Raw genomic sequence first — 21,266 nt, forward strand, 5'->3', positions numbered from 1 at the left:
TTTTTTTATTGTCTGAAGATATCCTATCTAACTCTTTATACTGTTCTATCTGATATAAAAAAGCCCCGTCTAACGACGAGGCCATTTCATTCGATCATTGCTATCATTCAAACAGCTCTTCATGAAGTGCTTTAACGGCTTGTTTTGCTTCGTTTTCATCCAATAGGAAGCATAAGTTATGTGGGCTAGCACCGTAGCAGATCATACGAATATTAAACTCATCCAGAGTATCGAATACTTCAGCGGCAGAGCCTTTTGTCTCACTCATATTGTTACCAATCAGCGCGACGAGGCTTAATCCTTGTTTGACCTCGACTGTACACAGCTGCTCTAGTTCTTGTTGAGCTTGAGCAGGAAGTTCGGGTGCACCGCCACACGTATCAGTTTGATCAAGTGTAAGTGAAACACTGACTTCTGAGGTAGTGACCAAATCAACAGAGATTTTGTGTTTTGCCAATACGGTAAAGACGTCCGCTAAGAAACCATACGCTTGGAACATTTTAGGGTTACGCAGTGTTACCATAGTTTGATTGTTACGTAGCGCCAATGCCCTAAATAGCGGCGCGCTTTCTACGGACTGTCGTACCCAAGTCCCACCTTCTTGCGGTGCTTTTGATGAACCGACAAACACAGGGATTTGGTGACGTAATGCTGGTAAAAGTGTTGAAGGATGCAGGATTTTCGCACCAAAGTTCGCCATTTCGGAGGCTTCACTAAAGCTGATTTCTGGAATAGGGCGTGCATTCGGAGCAATACGAGGGTCCGTTGTATAAATTCCTGGGACATCGGTCCAGATCTCTAACCCCGCAGCTTCTACCGCTTCTGCGATAAGTGCAGCACTATAATCACTGCCACCTCGGCCAAGTGTTGTGGTTTCACCTTCCTCATCAGAACCAATAAAGCCTTGAGTGACAACTACATGCTGCTGACACAGTGGAATAAGCTTCTCATCGGCTAATTGCTTAGTCGCTTCTAGACTTGGTTCGGCTTTGCCGTAGTCACTATCCGTTTTCAGGACATCGCGAATATCAAAACGCACAGCGTCGACCCCGCGCTCTTGCATTAATCGAGTCAAAATATGAGTCGACATTCTCTCACCACACGCCACTAAGTGATCAGTGAGCTTTGCCGATGTTGCAATAGAAGCAGCTTCGGATAAAGTCGCAACTTTTTCAACTAGTGCTTCAACACGCTCCTCGATAGAAGAGGTGTCTTTGAGCTGCGACATAATGTCAGTATGGATAGCTCTAAGTCTATTGATGAGCTCAGATCGGTGTGCTTCGTCTTTTACTCCATTTGCCAACTCAACCAAAATGTTGGTGACTCCAGAGCATGCACTGCTTACAACCAGCTTCGTTTGTGGGTTATTTTCGATGATCTCAGCACAACGGCTCATGGCTTCGAAGTTGGCGACGCTTGTTCCGCCAAATTTAGCTACATTGAATGCGCTCACAGTAATTCTCCAGGACTTCCAGTAGTAATAATAAGGTTGGTAACCCAACATCCGATGTTTGAAGAGAAAAATAGAGCGGAGGAATCCGAATAAAGAATGGACCTCAGAAGCTCTTCACCAATCACTTGGTGACAGTTAAAGGGATTCAGCCCGTTCAACCGACAAACTTAATCCTGCAAATTGAGTTCATCTCGGCACTGCTCCCCATCAGTAACATGTATAGAAGTTGCGGCTTCACATGATTACCTGCCTGGGCAGTGCTCCTCTTCCGCTGTAGCTTTTTAGTGGTTGCTACAGATAGTGTGTTTATTCAACGTTTTTGAGCGTGAAAAGTCAATGAAGATTCACAATTTAACCATAAAAAACTGAGTGGTTGGATGTTGCAAAAATGTTGATTTTTATTCCGTTGTGGAACAGACTGAATTTCCTTAGGATATTTTACTTATTACTACAATAAATCATTAAAGGATTGCCCATGACTATTTCTAGCTTTGTGCCCCCTCACCGTACGCTAATGGGGCCTGGCCCATCAGATATTTACCCACAAGTATTGCAAGCCTTGAGTCGTCCAACGATAGGTCACCTAGACCCGCTTTTCATCGGTATGATGGATGAACTTAAAGTGCTGCTCAAGTATGCATTTCAGACACAAAATGACTTCACGATCGCCGTTTCAGCGCCCGGTAGTGCTGGTATGGAAACATGCTTCGTGAACCTCGTTGAGCCAGGCGACAAAGTTATTGTCTGTCGCAATGGTGTGTTTGGCGAACGTATGCGAGAGAATGTGGTTCGTTGTGGTGGTGAAGCTATTGTCGTAGAAGATGAATGGGGTGCGCCTGTTTCTGTGGCTAAAGTAGAACAAGCGATCGCCGAGCATCCAGATGCAAAAATAGTAGCGTTTGTTCATGCTGAGACATCCACTGGAGCAGTAAGTGATGCGCAGGCTCTAGGTTCACTTGCTAAGCAAAACGATATGCTGACTATTGTTGATGCTGTGACATCTCTAGGTGGGGTACCTTTATTGGTGGATGAATGGCAACTAGATGCAGTTTATTCCGGAAGTCAGAAGTGCTTATCCTGTGTGCCGGGATTATCTCCAGTCACGCTTTCTCCTGCGGCCATCGAGGTAATTAAATCTCGCAAAACGACCGTTCAGAGTTGGTTCCTCGATCAAAGCTTGGTTTTGGGCTATTGGAGTGGAGAAGGGAAGCGCAGCTATCACCATACCGCGCCAGTGAATAGTTTGTACGCATTGCATGAGTCGCTAGTCTTACTCAAAAATGAAGGACTAGAGAATGCATGGCAGCGCCATAAAGACATGCACTTGTTGCTCAAAGAAGGACTAGAACAGCTTGGGTTGAGCTTCGTTGTTGAAGAAGGCAGCCGATTACCTCAGCTTAATGCTGTTTACTTGCCGGAAGGTGTTGACGATGCAGCAGTGCGCTCTCAGCTTTTAGAACAGTACAACTTAGAAATTGGTGCGGGTTTAGGTGCGTTAGCTGGTAAAGCATGGCGAATTGGTTTGATGGGGTATGGGGCCAGAAGAGAGAACGTTGCCTTATGTCTTAAAGCACTTGAAACGGTCTTGAAGTAATTCTTGAAATAATAGTTGTTAGCTAATAAAAAACCGAGAGCTAGGCCCTCGGTTTTTTATATGGATTTAGCTAAGCTTAAAGCGCGGCAATAGTTTGCTTTTGCTCTTCCAGTTTAACTAACATCTCTTTGTAACCTTCAAGTTTCTCACGTTCTTTCGCAACAACTGCTTCAGGTGCTTTCGCGACAAAACCTTCGTTACCAAGCTTGCCTTCGATACGTTTTACTTCACCTTGTGTCTTAGCGATTTCTTTCGCTAGACGATCCAGTTCTGCATCTTTATCGATTAGACCAGCCATAGGAATCATAAGTTCAGATTTACCAACCAGTGCTGTAGCACATGCTGGAGTCTCTTCGCCAGCTCTCAGTACTTTGATGTCTTCAAGCTTAGCAAGAGAGACAAGAACTGCTTTGTTCGCTTCTAGGCGAGCGGCGTCTTTATCGTCAGCAACTTTAAGCATGACATCTAGCGCTTTGCTTGGAGCAATATCGTACTCAGCACGTAGGTTACGGATGCTAGTGATGAATGCTTTCACCCACTCAATATCGTCAAGTGCTTCTTGGTTGAAGTTTGCTTCTTCAAACTGAGGAAGCGCTTGAAGCATGATCGTATCACCTTCAACACCATCAACAAGAGGTTTGACGCTCTGCCAGATAGTTTCAGTGATGTATGGGAGTACTGGGTGAGCTAGACGCAGTGTCTTCTCTAATACTGTGATCAGCGTGCGACGTGTACCACGTTGCTGAGCTTCGTTACCTTTCCATAGAACGGGTTTAGTCAGCTCTAAGTACCAGTCACAGAATTGGTTCCAGATGAACTCATAAATGGTGTTTGCAGCCATATCTAGACGGTAGTTGTCGATGTGACCGTTGAACTCTTTTGCAGCAAGTTCAAACTGAGACTCGATCCACTTGTCTGCAAGTGAATATTCAATCTCACCACCGTTGAAACCACAATCTTGATCTTCTGTGTTCATAAGTACGTAACGGCTTGCGTTCCATAGCTTGTTACAGAAGTTACGGTAACCTTCTAGACGCTTCATATCCCAGTTGATATCACGACCAGTAGATGCCATTGCTGCAAGAGTGAAACGAAGTGCATCAGTACCATAAGGTTCGATACCATTTTCGAATGTCTTACGAGTGTTCTTTTCAATCTTCTTCGCTAGTTGAGGTTGCATCATGTTGCCAGTGCGCTTCTCTACTAGAGACTCAAGATCGATACCATCAATCATATCGATTGGGTCAAGAACATTACCTTTAGACTTCGACATCTTGTCGCCGTTTTCGTCACGGATTAGACCCGTAACGTATACCGTCTTGAATGGTACCTGTGGTTTGCCGTTTTCATCTTTACAGAAGTGCATGGTCATCATGATCATGCGAGCAACCCAGAAGAAGATGATGTCGAAACCTGTAACCAGTACATCTGATGGGTGGAAAGTTTTCAGGTCATCAGTGTTTTCTGGCCAGCCTTGAGTACCGAATGTCCACAGTGCAGATGAGAACCAAGTATCAAGAACGTCGTCGTCTTGACGCAGAACAACAACTGGCGCTAGACCATTGTTCTCACGCACTTCTTCTTCGGTACGACCTACATAAACGTTACCGTCGTTGTCATACCATGCTGGAATGCGGTGACCCCACCATAGCTGGCGAGAGATACACCAGTCTTGAATGTCACGCATCCAAGAGAAGTACATGTTTTCATATTGCTTAGGCACGAATTGGATTTCGCCATCTTCAACGGCTTTGGTTGCTGTCTCTGCTAGAGGTGCAGTACGAACATACCATTGGTCAGTTAGCATTGGCTCAATTACCACGCCACCACGGTCGCCATAAGGTACGGTCAGATCGTGATCTTTGATTTCGTCCAGAAGACCAAGCTCTTCGAACTCGGCAACGATAGCTTTACGAGCAGCGAAACGTTCCATGCCATGATATTTAGCTGGAAGCTCTGTTGAATACGCATCGCTTGCTTCACCATTTGTGGTGAATACTTCTGCTGCGTCACGAATATCTGCATTGAACGTTAGGATGTTGATCATTGGCAACTGGTGACGTTTACCAACTTCATAGTCGTTAAAGTCGTGTGCAGGTGTGATCTTCACACAACCCGTGCCTTTTTCCATATCAGCATGCTCGTCACCTACGATTGGAATACGACGGTCTACGATAGGAAGCAGGATTTCTTTGCCGATAAGATCTTTATAGCGAGGATCTTCAGGGTTTACCGCAACACCAGTATCGCCCAGCATAGTTTCTGGACGAGTAGTTGCGACAACAATGTAGTCTTTTCCTTCTGCTGTTTTTACGCCATCAGCTAGAGGGTAGCGGAAGTGCCACATGTGGCCTTTCTTGTCTTTGTTTTCAACTTCTAGATCAGAAATCGCTGTGTGTAGCTTTGGATCCCAGTTAACTAGGCGCTTACCACGATAGATAAGATCATCTTCGTATAGACGAACAAAGACTTCTTGAACGGCATTAGATAGGCCGTCATCCATCGTGAATCGCTCACGATCCCAGTCTACAGATGCGCCTAGACGGCGAAGCTGTTTAGTAATTGTGCCGCCAGACTCGCCTTTCCATTCCCAGATCTTGTCGATGAAAGCTTCACGGCCATAATCGTGCTTAGTCTTGCCTTCTTCAGCGGCAATCTTACGCTCAACGACCATTTGAGTTGCGATACCAGCGTGGTCAGTACCTACTTGCCAAAGGGTGTTTTTGCCCTTCATACGCTCGGCACGGATTAGCGTATCCATGATGGTGTCTTGGAATGCATGACCCATATGTAGGCTACCAGTGACGTTCGGTGGCGGGATCATGATGCTGTATGATTCTTTAGTCGTGTCACCGTGAGGCTTAAAGTAGCCTTTCTCTTCCCAAGTCTTATACAGAGCTTGTTCGATAGATTGTGGGTTATATGTCTTTTCCATAGCTTTCTGGATACTTACTTTAATCTGTGAAAGAAATTTGCCAAACCTTATAAATAAACGCAGGGAAATTAACGCTTACTTATAAGGATTGACCTTGATTAGGATTCTGAATGTTGAATCTCAATGGTTTGAAGCTGATAGCCCGCTTGACGGTAAATTTTATACCTTTCTCGCGCAGTTTGCTTAGCTTTTTCTTCGCAAGGGACGAAGTCTACCACTTGACCAAAGGACTGCGCAAAGGTTGCGTGACTATTCGCCAAATTTATTGCTAGTTGCCTATTCCAACTGGGTTTAAGGCCCTCATGACCAATCTCTACCGGCGTGCCATTTTTAGGTCCTTCGCCAATGAGATTGTGGGCAATAAATTGTTCGGGAGTCACTTGCCAGAAATACTCAGCCAACAACTCAGCTTCGGCTTTGTCACTGCAGTTAATATAGAGTTTGGCACCTTGCGCTGTAAAATGGCGACAGAGAAAATGCACATAGGCAAACCACCCCTGTTGAGAGGCTTGTTCAGAGTCTTCATTAATGATGTAGAAGGTTGCCGTATTCATGTGAAATGTCGCTTTGCTCTGGTTATTGGTAAGCAATAAAAAAGGGCCTTTCGGCCCTTCTGTTTACTCTTCAGTCTCTTGGCCACTGCGGTTTAGCAAGAATTGGACAAGTAGCGAGACAGGACGACCAGTTGAGCCTTTCGCTTTGCCTGATTTCCATGCTGTACCAGCAATATCTAAGTGTGCCCAGTGATATTTCTTAGCAAATCGAGATAAGAAACAACCAGCTGTAATCGTACCGCCAGGGCGGCCACCAATATTTGCCATATCAGCAAATGGGCTTGCTAGTTGCTCTTGGTATTCGTCTGCCATTGGTAGACGCCAAGCGCGATCGCCAGCTTGCTCAGAGGCGTTAACAAGTTCATGTGAAAGTGGGTTGTGGTTTGAAATCACACCACTGATATGATGACCTAGTGCAATCACACATGCCCCCGTAAGAGTGGCAACATCAACAACACATTCCGGCTCATAGCGTTCGACATAAGTTAATGCGTCACACAGAACCAAGCGACCTTCTGCGTCCGTATTTAATACTTCAACTGTAAGGCCAGACATAGTTGTGAGGATATCACCTGGGCGATAGGCATTACTGCCAGGCATGTTTTCACAGCCTGCTAGTACTGCAACCACGTTGATTGGTAGGTTCAGCTTAGCCAGCGCTTTCATGGTACCGAATACCGATGCTGCGCCACACATGTCGTATTTCATCTCATCCATGGCTTCGCCAGGTTTTAGTGAGATACCGCCTGAATCGAACGTTAGGCCTTTACCAACTAAAACAATTGGCTTCGCATCTGGATCCGGGTTGCCCTTATACTCCATGATAGACATCATAGATTCATTCTTTGATCCACGACCGACAGCTAGGTAAGACGTCATACCTAGTTTTTCCATTTCTTGCTCACCAATGATTTTGGTTGAAATGGTGTCGTAATCATCAGCCAAGCGACGAGCTTGAGAAGCAAGATAAGCTGGGTTTGCGATATTTGGTGGCATGTTGCCAAGATCTTTCGACGCTTTAACACCTGAAGCAATCGCTAGACCGTGAGCAATCGCTTTTTCACCAAGATTTAACTCACGACGTGTAGGTACGTTGAATACTAGCTTACGCAGTGGACGACGTGTTTCTGGTTTACTACTCTTGAATTGATCGAAGGTATAAAGACCATCTTTCGTTGCTTCAACAGCTTGACGTACTTTCCAGTATGTATCGCGGCCTTTAACGTGCAGCTCTGTTAGGAAACATACGGCTTCCATAGAACCAGTCTCGTTCAACGTGCTGATGGTTTTTTGAATGATTTCTTTATATTGGCGTTCACCAAGCTCTCGCTCTTTACCACAGCCAACTAACAGAACGCGCTCTGAAAGCACCCCAGGTACTTGATGCAGTAGCAGCATTTGACCTGGCTTACCTTCTAGGTCGCCACGACGTAGCAAAGAGCTAATATAGCCATCGCTGATTTTATCAAGCTGCTCTGCAACCGGAGAGAGACGACGTGGCTCAAATACGCCAACGACGATGCATGCACTGCGCTGCTTCTCTGGACTGCCACTTTTAACACTAAACTCCATGCGTACTCCTACATCCTAAAGACAAATAGAACTAAATGTTGGATAATCGATTCTTAATGGTTGAATCCTATGAGCCATTTCGGCCTATAATCTTAAGATAAGAATCGATCAAAAAAGTAAAAAATAAAAGGTTTACCCGAAAACTATAGCGATTCAATCAAAAAAACAAGTTTTGTATAGGTGTTTTCACTGTGATTATTGTTAGATATTTGATCAGAGAAACAGTTAAGAGCCAATTAGCCATCTTTTTAGTGCTCTTTTTAGTGTTTTTCAGTCGTCAATTTATCCAAGTGCTTGCTGATGCTTCCGATGGAGATATTCCTGCTGGTCTGATTATGACTTTAGCGGGTATTAGTATGCCGACAATGGGACTATTGATGTTCCCATTGAGTATTTATATCGGAATCCTAGTTACTTTCGGGCGTTTATACGCAGAAAGTGAAATCACGGTAATGAATGCGACCGGGATAGGTAATAAGTTTCTTATTCGTGCGGCTATGTATTTAGCGGTACTGACCACTTCTCTAGCTGCGTTTAATGCATTCTGGTTAGCCCCTTGGACTCAAGAGCAAGAAGTGCAGATTCGTGAACGGCTTGCATCGGAAAACTCGGTGGAGCTTTTGCAAACGGGTAGCTTCCAACGAACCCCTGACGGTTCTTCGGTTGTCTTTATTGACAGCATAAAAGATAAAAAGCTAACCAATGTCTTCGTTGCTCAGTTAAATCCAAGAGATTCGGTGTTACCTAGTGTGATATCGGCGAAATCTGGTGATGTAAAAGAGTTAAGTGATGGTCGACAAGTGATTGCGCTCTATGACGGTGTTCGTTATGAAGGGGTGCCGACTCGTCTTGAGTATATGGTTACAGAGTTTACAGATTATGAAGGGGTCATTGGGCAGCGTGAAGTCCAACAGCGTGGGCGCTCTTGGATGGCCATACCCACTATGGAGTTATTGGGTAACCCTGATCCTAAAGCGCAAGCCGAGCTCCATTGGCGAATCTCCTTGGTGGTATGTATTCCATTATTAACCATGCTGGTGGTGCCTTTGTCGGCGGTAAACCCAAGGCAAAGCAAGTTTGCCAAAATGGGACCAGCAATCTTGGCTTACTTCGCTTATTTTATGGCGATCAGTGCAATGAAATCGGCGCTAGAAGATGGGGCTTTTCCGTCGTACATCGGATTATGGCCAGTAAACTTTGCATTGCTGCTTGCCGCTATCGGTGTTAATACTTGGGATACGGTCGGTGTGAGGAAATTCAGAGAGAAACTGCGTCGTAAGCGCATGCAAAGACGAGAGGTAGCTTAGATCGTGTTTAGAATACTAGACGTCTACGTGGGTAAGACAATCATTACCACGATCATATTAGTGCTCTCGGTTTTCGTTGGCTTATCTGCGGTGATCAAATTTGTCGAACAGCTTCGTTCAGTTGGCGAGGGGAGCTACACCATGCTGTCGGCATTGTATTTTGTGATATTAGGGATGCCGCGTGATATTGAGCTGTTCTTCTCTATGGCTGCGCTACTTGGCTCATTAGTCGGCTTAGGTATGTTAGCGAGCAGCTCTGAGCTTGTTGTTATGCAAGCTGCCGGGATTTCGAAGCTACGTATTGGTCTTTCAGTACTTAAGACGGCAGTGCCTTTGATGGTGGTAGTGATGGCATTAGGGGAGTGGGGGGCACCAACCACTCAGCAAATGGCTCGCGATTTGCGCCTTCAAGCTACATCCGGAGGTAGCATTGTATCAGTTAGGAACGGTGTCTGGGCTCGGGATGCGAACGACTTCATTTTTATCTCTAAGGTCAATGGCGAGTCTGTTGAAGGATTGAATATTTGGCGCTTCGGTGAGAATAAACAGCTCAAAGAAACGGTGTTTGCGGAATCAGCAGATTATCTAGGCGATAATCGTTGGGAGATGCACCGAATTCAAATTACAGACATGAAAAACGATGAGGCATTATCAAAAGAGACGCTCGACAAGCAAGTTTGGGAAACTTCACTGGTGCCTGACAAGCTAGCGATTGTTACTGTGGATCTTAATGAGTTGCCGTTAAGTGGATTGTGGGATTATACCCAATACCTGAAAGACTCTGAACAGGATGCATCTCGTTATGAACTGGCATTTTGGCGTAAAGCGACACAGCCAATTTCAGTCGCGGTAATGATGTTAATGGCACTGTCTTTTGTGTTTGGTCCTTTAAGAAGTGTAACGATGGGTGCGCGTATTCTCTCTGGTGTCATCGCAGGTTTTACGTTCTACATTTCGAGTGAATTCTTTGGGCCAGTTAGCCTTGTATATGGGATGTCGCCGTTGTTTGGTGCCTTAGGGCCTAGTTTGGTGTTTTTAACCATAGCCATGTTGCTTCTGCGCAGAAAACTATAATAAAAAAGGCTCCAACCGGAGCCTTTTTTATTTTGTCTAACTGAAAGAGAGTTTACTCGAAGCAAATCTCGATAAATGCATCACCCCATTCAGAGGTAAAAGGCATGATGATGATCGCTCCATCGCATTTATGCCTGATGGTATGTCCTTTACCCGAGACAACCACTGGAGTTGCCATATCAAAATCGAAGCCATTCTCAGCTAAAATTCGTTTTGCACCACCAGTGACCATATTGGTGATTTCACCGACCATATCGGTTACTTCTTCGTTGAGACCATGTGGTCTCTCGCCGAGCATGTTCTGCATGATTTCGAGAGCAAGACCCTCTTCAAATGTGATCGACATTGAACCACGAGTTTGGTTGCCTACCATCCCGATAAGACCAGATACGTCCCCGCGAGCAATCTCATCTTTCTTAATTCTTGGTTTTAATGGTTTGATTTCCATCGTCGCCATGGTTTTTAGCACATTTATTAAGGAGGCTAAAAACGGGTTTACAAATTCAGCGCGCATAACTTCTTCTATTTATTTTCAACTTCCAATGATGAACACGTCTGACAAATGCCATGAGATTCAATAACGTGATTGGAGAACTGGAAGCCATGTTTTTCAACGTTACTATTCAACAAGGCTATCAGAATATCATCTTGTAGTTCAACGACATTGCCGCACTTATCACAAATCAATAAATGAGAGTAGTGCTTATGCTCACCAAATGAACAGCATGAGATAAAGCTATTAGTTGATTCAACTCTGTGAATAAAACCTTGTTCTAAAAGAAAGTCTAGAGCGCGATACACGGTAGGCGGTTTCGCTTTTGGCTCACTGACTTTGAGCTGTTCTAATAATTCATAAGCACTAGAGGCCTTCTTATTTTCACAAATAAGCTCATAAACAGTTCGGCGCTGAGGAGTGAGTCGCACACCTCTTGCGGAACAGATATCTTCCAATTGTTGTATTAGCTTTTGATTCACATGGTCACCTGTCTTAGCGAAGTCCGACTATTTTATACTAATTCCCCACGTAGATCGTTAGTAGGCTGACTCGAATTTTCGTATTGACCGATTCGTCACTTTATTCTGCTAGTGGCTCTGAACAAAGGGATGAAATATTTTGCAACATCAAAGTTGCCAAGTTGTATATTCGCACTGTTGACTATGAGGAGTCGGATACCTACCATGCGCCCATATTTTCACAGGAGAAATATTATGGAAAACGACAGTCGAAGGTGGATTACTAGCTCAAGAGCGCGGATCTTATTGGAGTAATATGGACTAAGCATTGTTACCCCCCTTCAACTTTTCTCGCCCTCTTAAAATGACGTTGGTTTCTTTCTCTGAAACTCAAACGTTATCTTGTTAGTAACCACCTGAAAATGAATTGTTTTTTCTATTGCTCGAATGGAGCAAGGGATCGTCATATCTAATAAAAAGGTGCGTTATCATGACCATTATTAACACCGTAAACGAATACAACCATCACCAAACCGTTAGCTTCGAGTCCGGCGCGACTCAAGTAGATTTCACTCTTTTTAATCATTGGATTGAAATGCGTGAGATACAAAAGCTTAACCAACATTTTAACGCTGAATACATTCAGCAAACGCTTTGTTTTACTCAGCAGTTATCGGCAGAGTCGCTTCAACGTCTTTATTCTCTAGAGGGGTTCGACTATCAGCAAGATATAGAGCGGTTTCTTCAAGCAAGGCATCCCGTTATCCATACTGTTAATTCCGCAGCAATGACAGTGCTTTATCATGATATGTCCGTAGAACAGGCGAAAAAAGCATTGAACAGTCTGTATGTTGAGTTTGCCTGTCTTACTATCGTCGACGATCTGGGACGGTTTGTTGGCTTAATTAAACTGGATATTTTGTTTAAATCTCAACCTAATTTAAAACTGTCTGAGATTGTACAGCATGCCATCAGCTGTCATTTTAGCGCATCACAAGAACATGCGGTGGCGCTACTCAAACAAAGTCGTTTTGACGTTGTACCAATCTTAAATAGTCAGGGGCTACCCGTTGGTTTGCTATCGGCCAAATCGGCGATAGATATCGTTACTGAAGAGCAAACTGAAGACATGGAACGATTGATGGGCATTCAGCAAGATGACCATGTCGGCGACTATATGAGCCTGTCTGTTATGGATCATGTGAGTAAACGTATTGTCTGGGTAATAGGCCTAGCCATATTGGGTTTGCTATCCGGTATGGTGATCCATAGTTATGAAGATGCAATTGAAGCGTTTACGGTTTTAGCCTTGTACATGCCAATGATAGCGGACTCTGGCGGCAATGCTGGTACGCAGTCTGCGACTGTGATGGTGCGCTCTCTGGCGTTAGGAAGTGTCAAGCTTCGTGACTGGTTGTCAGTGTTGTGGAAGGAGACACGCATTGCCATTGTTATTGGTGGTGCACTGGCTGTTATCACCTTCGGGAAAGTGAGTTTACTGTCTTATGGTGTTGAGTTACCGGCGAATCTGACACTAACCATGTTGGGCTGTGCAATTGGTTTAGCACTCTTCTTCCAAATAGTCTCTTCTACCGTTATTGGCGCTATGCTGCCTTTGGTGACTAAACGACTCAACCTTGATCCCGCCGTTGTCGCTAGTCCAGCGATAACCACCATCGTTGATATTGGTGGGCTGCTAATCTATTTCTTCTGTACTACTCGATTACTAGGTTTGTCTTAACCTCAGAGTAGGAGTTGTCATCATGAATATTGAATGGAGAGCGGGCAACGCTATAGTGGTGTCCCAGATGCTACGGGCTGGTGAGGTTGGAACCATAGATATCAAGATCTATATGGATGGCCAACGTTATTCAGTTGCAGAGTTCAGTGAGGAAGCAACGGATGATCTGTACCGTTCAATATTCCTCTATCACAACACCGATAGTCTATTAACTGAAGAAGCTCGACTGGAGTTCATCGCTCTGGAAATGGGTCACTGGTGCCCTGCAACTGAAAGTAGACTAGTGGAATGGCTAACGTCGTTCCATACTGCGATACGTGCACAGTGTCTTTCGGTTTGTTGTGAGTCTGGATACCCTGGCGTGCCATCTTTGTGTTGGCAGGTGGAGAGGGTAAATTATAAGTTTGCTCTTTTGTTTGAGCGTTGCCCATCGGCGCGCTCATCACATCAACGTTTATTAGTCATCGCCTGCCAAGAGCTGTTAAAACTCTATGAAAGGTTGAGAGACAATCACGCAGAGTCGTCATCGCAATCTGTGTTGAACTGTCTTTCTCGACTTTTGTTTGAACGTAACCATATTGCAGGCTGGCGTCCATACGAACAGAGAAAGAAAGCATATCGTGGAGCGGGCTACCATGATGAAATCGAGGAGTTTGCCTGTAGTTGGCCAGCTTATCGGCATGAGCACTTGTGCACTCAGCGCCGTGCATCCGTAAACCACCTGATAACCATTGCTTTAAGCAGCATGCTCGCCATGTCAGTCGTGTTAATGTTCAATGTTCATTTGATGAAACAGGATGGACATTTGACTTTGAGTCTACTTATATTGATCTGCTTGCTTTATGGTGGGCGTGATGTTGTCAAAGAAGTTCTCAAAGTAAAGATCACCAAGCAGCTTAACAAATTTAATTTCTACCGAAGATATAAATTGATTCGACCTGGAAGTTTTCGAATCATTGGTAAGCGCAAAACTCGGATGCAGTCTCAGTTTAGTCCTCATAAAACATCATCTAAGCTGTGTTTGCAAAAATCGGAGAGTATCTCTGTTGCCAAAAGACTTAGTAAACATTCGATATCAGTGTACTGCGAGACTCAAATATCACTAAACAACTTAGACAAATATCGTAAGATGCAGCATTTTAGAGTGCTGAATCAGCATGGAGAAAGTGAACGTACACCGATACGAGATAATCGTGATTTGCATATTTGTATCCAAATCACTCAATCAGATAGAAACACAATAACAAAATCGTTTCGATGTAATGATAAGGACAACAGTCGTTGGTTTGAAATAAAACCCGCAAGCTAGCCCGAGGTAGCTGGTGGTCTTTAAAGCGCAGTTATTGGCCGTTAGGCATGGCGATATCTGTGTTGGTTAGATGATTAGCTACTTCGCTTTCTTTTTGAAACTCTTCCGCTCTCTGTGTATGATTGGCTGCTTTTTCTTGATGACGATAACCGCTTTATCAGGGAAGCATGGAAAATTCCACGATATTCAAAGCGGATTTGATGGGTAAAATTATTAGGTAAAACAATGACCAAGCCAGATAACACAAGTAAATTCCAATCAAACCGCTTATCCGTGGCACCGATGCTCGATTGGACAGATAGACATTGCCGTTACTTCCATCGTCTATTGTCATCGCAAACGCTGTTGTATACCGAAATGGTAACGACAGGTGCGATTATCCACGGTAAAGGTGATTTTCTTGCGTATAACGAAGAAGAACATCCGGTAGCGTTACAGTTAGGTGGGTCTAATCCGGCGGACTTAGCGACGTGCGCAAAGCTTGCCGCGGAGCGTGGGTATGATGAAATCAACCTCAATGTGGGTTGTCCTTCCGATCGTGTTCAAAATGGTCGTTTTGGTGCTTGTTTAATGGCGGAGCCAGAGCTGGTGGCAGAGTGTGTCGCGGCGATGAAAGAAGTTGTTGATGTTCCAGTAACGGTGAAAACACGTATTGGCATTGACGATCAGGATTCTTATGAGTTTCTGACGCGATTCGTCTCTCTTGTCTCAGAAAAGGCGGGATGTGAACAATTTACTATTCACGCGCGTAAAGCTTGGTTAAGCGGCTTGAGTCCAAAAGAAAACCGAGAGATTCCACCACTGGATTACTCACGTGCTTATCAAATTAAGAAAGACTTTCCTCATTTACAGATCGCAGTGAATGGAGGAGTGAAGACCCTTGAAGAGTCTCTTGAACACCTGAAGCATCTAGATGGTGTCATGATAGGCCGTGAAGCGTATCAAAACCCTTATATTCTTGCGCAAGTTGACCAACTAATCTTTGGGCTGGATACTCCAGTGAAAAAGCGCAAGCAGGTTGTGGAAGAGATGTATCCATACATTGAGCAACAGTTAGCGAACGGCTCGTATCTTGGTCATATCTCTCGTCATATGATTGGTTTATTTCAGGCGATGCCTGGTGCGAGGCAGTGGCGTCGTTACATTAGTGAAAATGCTCATAAGAAGGGTGCCGGCATTGAGGTACTAGAAACTGCATTAGCGAAAATACCTGCGGAACTTGACGTGTAAGATACCAACTTATTGGTCAATAATACCAACTCCTATTGTGCTCAGTGCCAATAGGAGTTTTTGTTTTTTGTAAGTGTATGATTTTTAATGCTTACAATAGTTGGAACAGTTCCTGCAACACCAAAGTTAAGTCGTTAATGAAGTCACAAGCACGTAGGAGGTGTTATGTTTGAACTGATTTTCGTATTGGTATTTTTGGCTACACTGGTAATGACAGGCGTAACAGTGATGACAGTAACGTTGGCTGTGGTTGTTTCGTTTGGTGTGATGTTTATGTTGGGAATGGTCGGCATCGTCTTCAATTTACTCCCGTATATTATCGCGTTCCTTATTGCGATTTGGTTGTATAAGAAAGTAGCAGCACCATCAAGTTAACAAAATAGCAACAAATATCCCTACAGATTAAGGCGTAATTGCTATAGTTAGTGTATGGCACTAGGTACAGTAGCTACGCCGAGATTTCTGGAGGGAACCATGACAATGACTGAGTTAAAGCACCTATACCATCAGAACTTGTTAGCCGAGGCGATCATAGAACCGTCTTCTTCTGATGAAGGTTGGATTGTTGAGTTTCGCCACAAGCAGGGTGGTTTTCTTATGTTGACTGATATTCATGGTGCTGAATGTCAGTATAACGATCTTGATAAAGCGTCTAAGTCTGCCTTGGCCGTTGGCTTTACTGAGGTTCGAATTGAAGCCAAGTAATCCTCTCTCTTCTTCCAAAAAGTTATAAAACATTCATATCTATTCTTTCTTGTTATTAAGGTGGTTGGTTAATCTATCGTCACGCAATGATTAGGGATGTCGTGACAATGTCTTCAAATGTAAAACAGTCATCAAATGGCAATACACAACCACAAGAGCTACCTAATGTAGCTGCACCATTAAATGACCAACAGATCTCACAACTTCAACAAGCTTCGAGTAATTTATCTTCTAACCAACTTGCTTGGGTGAGCGGATACTTTTGGGGATTGAGTCAAGCGCAAGCTCCTACCCAACTCACCCCTGTAGCCAGTGCAGTAAATACAGCCACGGCTTCTGTACCTGCTGGAAAACTGTCAATTATCTTTGCTTCACAAACTGGTAACGCGAAAGGTGTTGCGGAAGAGTTGAAAGAAGAAGCAAGTACTTTAGGTATCGATGTAGAGCTGTTTGATGCGAGTGACTACAAAGGTAAAAACCTAGCAAAAGAAACGCACGTTATTATCGTTGCTTCGACTAATGGAGAAGGTGAAGCGCCTGATAACGCTATTGAGCTGCATGAATTTCTGCAGTCCAAAAAAGCCCCTAAACTTCCAAACTTAAAATATGGTGTGATTGGTTTAGGTGATTCAAGTTACGAGTTCTTCTGCCAAACAGGTAAAGACTTTGATTCTTTTTTAGCTAAGCTGGGGGCAACCTCATTCATCGACCGAATTGACTGTGATGTCGACTATGATGCGCCAGCTGAAGAGTGGCGTGCAAATGCTCTGGAAAAAATAAAAGCTGACCTCGCATCTCAAGCTGCAGAGGTTGTAACACTGCCGGTTGCTAATAATACCGCTGCGGTAACCTATACCAAAAAGAACCCATACACTGCGACGTTACTGACTAGTCAAAAAATCACCGGACGTGATTCTGGCAAGGATGTTCGTCATATCGAAATAGATCTAGAAGGCTCAGGTCTCACCTACCAGCCAGGCGATGCTCTTGGTGTATGGTTTGAAAACAATAGCCAGTTGGTTGACGCGCTTCTAGCTCAAGCTGGTTTGTCTGGCATCGAAAGTGTCGATGTTGACGGTGAAAGTCTATCCCTTCGTTCTGCGCTGATTCGCCACTATGAAATTACCGCTGCGAACCCTCAATTAGTTAGCCAGTACGCTGAACTCTCCAACAGCAAAAAGCTGCTTAAGTTAGCCGAAGACAAAGATAAGCTGCGAGAGTTCGCTGGACGTACTCAGGTATTAGACGTATTTAAAGAGAAGAAAACCAAACTTGAAGCATCACAGTTACTGTCATTGCTACGCCGTCTAACTCCTCGCCTTTACTCTATTGCCTCTAGTCAAGAAGAAGTGGATGAAGAAGTACATCTAACAGTTGGGCTGGTGGAGTATTCTACTGGTGAGGAGAGTCGCTACGGTGGTGCGTCGTACTTCTTGTCTCGTGATCTAGAAGAAGGCGCAGAAGTAAAAGTGTTTGTAGAACACAACAACAACTTTAAGTTGCCAGAAAATGGAAATACCCCAGTTATTATGATCGGCCCAGGCACAGGTATTGCGCCATTCAGAAGCTTTATTCAACAACGTGATAATCAAGGTGATAGTGGTAAAAACTGGCTGTTTTTTGGTGACCGTACCTTCACACAAGATTTCCTTTACCAAGTTGAATGGCAAAAATACCTTAAGTCGGGTGTCTTAAGCCGTTTAGATGTGGCATTTAGCCGAGATCAACATGAGAAAGTCTATGTACAACACCGCCTACTAGAGCAAGGTGAACAAGTGTGGCAATGGCTTGAAGAGGGGGCACATATCTATGTGTGTGGTGATGCGAACCATATGGCTAAGGATGTACACAATGCACTGTTAGAGATTACTAAGGTGTATGGTGGAAAATCACCGGAACAAGCTGAGGAGTTTGTCAGCGAATTAAGAAAAGCAAAACGTTATCAAAAGGATGTGTACTAATGAGCAAGCAATCAGTGACTATTCAAGAAGTATTAGGTCAAGAGTTAGGACCACTATCTGATAACGAACGCTTGAAACGAGAAAGTAATCTGCTTCGCGGTACGATCGAAACAGATCTACAAGATCAAATAACGGGCGGCTTTACAGCGGATAACTTCCAGTTGATACGATTCCACGGTATGTATCAGCAAGATGACCGTGATATTCGGAATGAGCGAGCTAAGCAAAAGCTCGAACCTCTACATAACGTCATGCTACGAGCAAGAATGCCTGGTGGAGTAATAACGCCGAAACAGTGGCTTGCCATTGATCAGTTTGCAACAGAGCATTCTCTTTATGGCAGCATCCGGCTGACTACTCGTCAAACGTTCCAATTCCATGGTGTACTGAAACCAAATATAAAGTTGATGCACCAAACACTGAACTCCATCGGTATTGATTCAATTGCCACTGCTGGAGATGTGAACCGAAATGTCTTGTGTACGACTAACCCTGTTGAGTCTGAGTTACATCAAGAAGCATATGAGTGGGCGACTAAAATCAGTGAACACTTACTACCCAAGACCAAAGCCTATGCTGAGATCTGGTTGAACGGTGAAAAAGTAGAAACAACGCAAGAAGATGAGCCTATTCTAGGCAAGAACTATTTACCTCGTAAGTTTAAAACCACCGTAGTGATACCACCGCAAAATGATGTAGATGTTCACGCTAATGACTTGAACTTTGTTGCTATCGCAGAAGAGGGCAAGCTTGTCGGCTTTAATGTGCTGGTGGGTGGCGGATTAGCGATGACACATGGTGACACCAGTACTTATCCAAGAAGAGCAGATGATTTTGGTTTTGTACCGCTTGATAAAACGCTTGAAGTGGCTGCTGCAGTAGTGACGACACAAAGAGATTGGGGTAACCGCTCTAACCGTAAAAATGCCAAAACCAAATATACGTTGGATCGTGTAGGTATTGATGTCTTTAAAGCAGAAGTAGAAAAGCGCGCTGGCATCAAGTTTGAGCAAAGTAAACCATATGAGTTCACAGAGCGTGGCGATAGGATTGGTTGGGTTGAAGGTATTGATGGTAAGCACCATCTAACGCTCTTTATTGAAAATGGACGTCTACTAGATTTTCCGGACAAACCTTTAAAGAGCGGTGTCGCAAAGATCGCTGAAATTCATAAAGGCGATTTTCGAATGACGGCCAACCAAAACCTTATTGTGGCTAAAGTATCTAAGTCCAACAAAGCCAAGATAGAAAAGATAGCTCGTGAACACGGCTTGATGGATGACACAGTATCAGAGCAGCGTAAAAACTCGATGGCGTGTGTTGCTTTCCCTACATGTCCTCTTGCGATGGCAGAGGCCGAACGTTTTCTACCTAGCTTTGTTACTGATGTGGAATCTATCTTGGATAAACATCAGATCAATAAAGAAGAGAGCATTATCTTGCGAGTTACAGGTTGTCCCAATGGTTGTGGACGAGCAATGTTGGCTGAAATTGGACTGGTGGGTAAAGCGCCGGGTCGTTACAACTTGCATTTAGGTGGTAACAAAGCAGGTACTCGTGTTCCTAAAATGTATAAAGAGAACATCACCGAAGCGCAAATCCTAGAGGATATCGATTCGTTAGTTGGTCAGTGGGCCGAACAACGAGAAACAGGTGAAGCTTTTGGAGACTTTGTCATTCGAGCGGGCATCATTCAAGAAGTGAAAGTATCGAAAAGGGACTTCTATGCTTAGACTCCAAGAACACTCAACATTGAAAGATTTGCTTTCGCTCACCAAAACCGAACAGATCCTAAAACTGGCGGAGCTTAATGCAGAGTTGGAACAGCTCAATGCAGAGCAAAGAGTTCGATGGGCGTTTGAAAATCTACCGGGACAGCATATCTTGAGCTCGAGTTTTGGTATGCAAGCTGCGGTTATGCTTCATTTGGTTAGTCAGGTTCGTTCGGAAACCCCGATAGTGTTAACAGATACGGGGTACTTATTTCCTGAAACCTATCAATTTATTGATGCGCTTAAGGAGAAGTTAAGCTTAAACCTACACATATATAAAGCAGAGTTGTCGCCGCAATGGCAAGAGGCAAGGTACGGAAAGCTGTGGGAACAAGGCATTGATGGAATCAAACGTTATAACCAAATGAACAAAGTGGATCCGATGAGGAGAGCTTTAGAGGATTTGGGTGTTCAGACTTGGTTTTCAGGATTGAGAAGAGAGCAGTCGGAGAGTCGGGCTAACTTGCCCGTACTGGCGATTCAAAATGGCAGATTCAAGTTTCTTCCCATTATAGATTGGAGTGACGACCAGATTGACACTTATTTATCGGAACATGGCTTGAGTTACCATCCGTTGAAAGACCAAGGGTATCTTTCTATTGGTGATACTCATTCGACGGAAAAGTGGAAGCCAGGAATGAAGATAGAAGAAACTCGCTTTAACGGCTTAAAACGAGAATGTGGTTTACATGAAGATGACGTCGAACAAGATGGTTCAGGAATCTAGAGTAAATCGGTTATTAAAAAAGGAGGGGAAACCCTCCTTTTTTAATAACTCTGTGGATAACTTGTAATTAAAATAAGGATAAAGTGGGATAAATAAAGCTTTGAATGAAAAAGAAGCGCTTAGTCGTTATTTTTGTATTTTTTCCTAAAAAACGCTTGCCAATGTGATCCGGATCTCTATAATGCGTCCCCACTGACACGGCAGAGCCCACAAGGGTTCAAGGCAAGAGTCAGTAAGGCGTTCAGCTAATAAGATGGTCTTCTAGTTAGATTTGAAAAAATCAAAAATAATTAGAAAAAAGTGTTTGACACTGAGAATCATCTCGCTAGAATGGCCGCCTCTTCAAACGGAAAGCGAAACGCAGAGTTCTGAAGAGAA

17 protein-coding genes and 1 riboswitch are annotated in these 21,266 nt (G+C 44.0%); of the genes, 11 read left to right on the forward strand and 6 right to left on the reverse strand.

Features of this window, described 5'->3' with window-relative positions; genetic code table 11:
• Positions 1–103: 103 nt before the first annotated feature.
• Entirely contained in the window at positions 104–1,504 is a 1,401-nt protein-coding gene (gene lysC, locus OH456_RS25805) for a lysine-sensitive aspartokinase 3 (protein WP_443088647.1), read from the reverse strand.
• 48 nt (positions 1,505–1,552) lie between these two features.
• Positions 1,553–1,729: riboswitch (Lysine riboswitch) on the reverse strand.
• A gap of 199 nt (positions 1,730–1,928) precedes the next feature.
• On the opposite strand from lysC, the gene OH456_RS25810 reads away from it, so the two are divergent.
• Positions 1,929–3,047, forward strand: coding sequence for a pyridoxal-phosphate-dependent aminotransferase family protein (locus OH456_RS25810; RefSeq protein ID WP_096444383.1), 1,119 nt, complete (start codon positions 1,929–1,931; stop codon positions 3,045–3,047).
• Between the two features lie 76 nt (positions 3,048–3,123).
• On the opposite strand, the gene OH456_RS25815 is transcribed toward OH456_RS25810, so the two are convergent.
• The 3 genes from OH456_RS25815 to pepA form a co-directional block, all read right to left on the reverse strand.
• Positions 3,124–5,982: a valine--tRNA ligase gene (locus OH456_RS25815; protein ID WP_270034467.1), complete on the reverse strand. Its 2,859-nt coding sequence runs from the start codon at positions 5,980–5,982 to the stop codon at positions 3,124–3,126.
• A 98-nt stretch (positions 5,983–6,080) separates the two neighbouring features.
• Complete coding sequence (locus OH456_RS25820; RefSeq protein ID WP_006073201.1) at positions 6,081–6,536, reverse strand: DNA polymerase III subunit chi; 456 nt, start codon at positions 6,534–6,536, stop codon at positions 6,081–6,083.
• A gap of 63 nt (positions 6,537–6,599) precedes the next feature.
• Positions 6,600–8,108 carry a leucyl aminopeptidase gene (pepA, locus tag OH456_RS25825; RefSeq protein WP_006073199.1) on the reverse strand — a complete coding sequence of 503 codons (1,509 nt, stop codon included), beginning with the start codon at positions 8,106–8,108 and terminating at the stop codon, positions 6,600–6,602.
• A gap of 191 nt (positions 8,109–8,299) precedes the next feature.
• Here pepA and lptF point away from each other — a divergent pair, with 191 nt between their 5' ends.
• Both lptF and lptG read left to right on the forward strand, forming a co-directional pair.
• Positions 8,300–9,415: an LPS export ABC transporter permease LptF gene (gene lptF / locus OH456_RS25830; protein WP_006073198.1), complete on the forward strand. Its 1,116-nt coding sequence runs from the start codon at positions 8,300–8,302 to the stop codon at positions 9,413–9,415.
• Positions 9,416–9,418: 3 nt separating this feature from the next.
• Positions 9,419–10,489: an LPS export ABC transporter permease LptG gene (gene lptG / locus OH456_RS25835; RefSeq protein ID WP_006073195.1), complete on the forward strand. Its 1,071-nt coding sequence runs from the start codon at positions 9,419–9,421 to the stop codon at positions 10,487–10,489.
• A 52-nt stretch (positions 10,490–10,541) separates the two neighbouring features.
• Here lptG and OH456_RS25840 read toward each other — a convergent pair whose 3' ends face one another.
• Both OH456_RS25840 and zur read right to left on the reverse strand, forming a co-directional pair.
• Positions 10,542–11,003 carry a chemotaxis protein CheX gene (locus OH456_RS25840; RefSeq protein ID WP_062463488.1) on the reverse strand — a complete coding sequence of 154 codons (462 nt, stop codon included), beginning with the start codon at positions 11,001–11,003 and terminating at the stop codon, positions 10,542–10,544.
• An 8-nt stretch (positions 11,004–11,011) separates the two neighbouring features.
• Positions 11,012–11,464: a zinc uptake transcriptional repressor Zur gene (gene zur / locus OH456_RS25845; RefSeq protein ID WP_006073191.1), complete on the reverse strand. Its 453-nt coding sequence runs from the start codon at positions 11,462–11,464 to the stop codon at positions 11,012–11,014.
• Between the two features lie 469 nt (positions 11,465–11,933).
• Between zur and OH456_RS25850 the strand changes: the two genes are divergently transcribed.
• The 8 genes from OH456_RS25850 to OH456_RS25885 all read left to right on the forward strand — a co-directional run bounded on the left by OH456_RS25850 (position 11,934) and on the right by OH456_RS25885 (position 20,888).
• Positions 11,934–13,184, forward strand: coding sequence for a magnesium transporter (locus OH456_RS25850; RefSeq protein ID WP_270034469.1), 1,251 nt, complete (start codon positions 11,934–11,936; stop codon positions 13,182–13,184).
• 22 nt (positions 13,185–13,206) lie between these two features.
• The gene (locus tag OH456_RS25855; protein WP_270034470.1) at positions 13,207–14,493 is read left to right on the forward strand and encodes a hypothetical protein; all 1,287 of its coding nucleotides are present in this window, start codon (positions 13,207–13,209) and stop codon (positions 14,491–14,493) included.
• A 225-nt stretch (positions 14,494–14,718) separates the two neighbouring features.
• Positions 14,719–15,723 carry a tRNA dihydrouridine(20/20a) synthase DusA gene (dusA, locus tag OH456_RS25860; protein ID WP_270034471.1) on the forward strand — a complete coding sequence of 335 codons (1,005 nt, stop codon included), beginning with the start codon at positions 14,719–14,721 and terminating at the stop codon, positions 15,721–15,723.
• Positions 15,724–15,888: 165 nt separating this feature from the next.
• The gene (locus tag OH456_RS25865) at positions 15,889–16,098 is read left to right on the forward strand and encodes an envelope stress response protein PspG (protein WP_031495169.1); all 210 of its coding nucleotides are present in this window, start codon (positions 15,889–15,891) and stop codon (positions 16,096–16,098) included.
• A gap of 99 nt (positions 16,099–16,197) precedes the next feature.
• Positions 16,198–16,428 carry a hypothetical protein gene (locus tag OH456_RS25870; protein WP_031495170.1) on the forward strand — a complete coding sequence of 77 codons (231 nt, stop codon included), beginning with the start codon at positions 16,198–16,200 and terminating at the stop codon, positions 16,426–16,428.
• 86 nt (positions 16,429–16,514) lie between these two features.
• The gene (locus tag OH456_RS25875) at positions 16,515–18,389 is read left to right on the forward strand and encodes an assimilatory sulfite reductase (NADPH) flavoprotein subunit (RefSeq protein ID WP_086027635.1); all 1,875 of its coding nucleotides are present in this window, start codon (positions 16,515–16,517) and stop codon (positions 18,387–18,389) included.
• Positions 18,389–20,122: an assimilatory sulfite reductase (NADPH) hemoprotein subunit gene (cysI, locus tag OH456_RS25880; RefSeq protein ID WP_038228775.1), complete on the forward strand. Its 1,734-nt coding sequence runs from the start codon at positions 18,389–18,391 to the stop codon at positions 20,120–20,122. Before OH456_RS25875 ends, cysI begins: the two co-directional genes overlap by 1 nt.
• Positions 20,115–20,888, forward strand: a complete 774-nt coding sequence (locus tag OH456_RS25885) for a phosphoadenylyl-sulfate reductase (RefSeq protein WP_270034472.1) — start codon at positions 20,115–20,117, stop codon at positions 20,886–20,888. Before cysI ends, OH456_RS25885 begins: the two co-directional genes overlap by 8 nt.
• Positions 20,889–21,266 lie beyond the last annotated feature (378 nt).

The organism is Vibrio sp. La 4.2.2 (genome assembly GCF_027586995.1).
GTDB lineage: Bacteria > Pseudomonadota > Gammaproteobacteria > Enterobacterales > Vibrionaceae > Vibrio > Vibrio mediterranei.

Coding starts and splice junctions, on each gene's coding strand:
- lysC (WP_443088647.1), bottom strand. CDS start 1,504: ATGTTGGGTTACCAACCTTATTATTACTACTGGAAGTCCTGGAGAATT.
- OH456_RS25810 (WP_096444383.1), top strand. CDS start 1,929: ATGACTATTTCTAGCTTTGTGCCCCCTCACCGTACGCTAATGGGGCCT.
- OH456_RS25815 (WP_270034467.1), bottom strand. CDS start 5,982: ATGGAAAAGACATATAACCCACAATCTATCGAACAAGCTCTGTATAAG.
- OH456_RS25820 (WP_006073201.1), bottom strand. CDS start 6,536: ATGAATACGGCAACCTTCTACATCATTAATGAAGACTCTGAACAAGCC.
- pepA (WP_006073199.1), bottom strand. CDS start 8,108: ATGGAGTTTAGTGTTAAAAGTGGCAGTCCAGAGAAGCAGCGCAGTGCA.
- OH456_RS25840 (WP_062463488.1), bottom strand. CDS start 11,003: ATGCGCGCTGAATTTGTAAACCCGTTTTTAGCCTCCTTAATAAATGTG.
- OH456_RS25850 (WP_270034469.1), top strand. CDS start 11,934: ATGACCATTATTAACACCGTAAACGAATACAACCATCACCAAACCGTT.
- OH456_RS25855 (WP_270034470.1), top strand. CDS start 13,207: ATGAATATTGAATGGAGAGCGGGCAACGCTATAGTGGTGTCCCAGATG.
- dusA (WP_270034471.1), top strand. CDS start 14,719: ATGACCAAGCCAGATAACACAAGTAAATTCCAATCAAACCGCTTATCC.
- OH456_RS25865 (WP_031495169.1), top strand. CDS start 15,889: ATGTTTGAACTGATTTTCGTATTGGTATTTTTGGCTACACTGGTAATG.
- OH456_RS25870 (WP_031495170.1), top strand. CDS start 16,198: ATGACAATGACTGAGTTAAAGCACCTATACCATCAGAACTTGTTAGCC.
- OH456_RS25875 (WP_086027635.1), top strand. CDS start 16,515: ATGATTAGGGATGTCGTGACAATGTCTTCAAATGTAAAACAGTCATCA.
- cysI (WP_038228775.1), top strand. CDS start 18,389: ATGAGCAAGCAATCAGTGACTATTCAAGAAGTATTAGGTCAAGAGTTA.
- OH456_RS25885 (WP_270034472.1), top strand. CDS start 20,115: ATGCTTAGACTCCAAGAACACTCAACATTGAAAGATTTGCTTTCGCTC.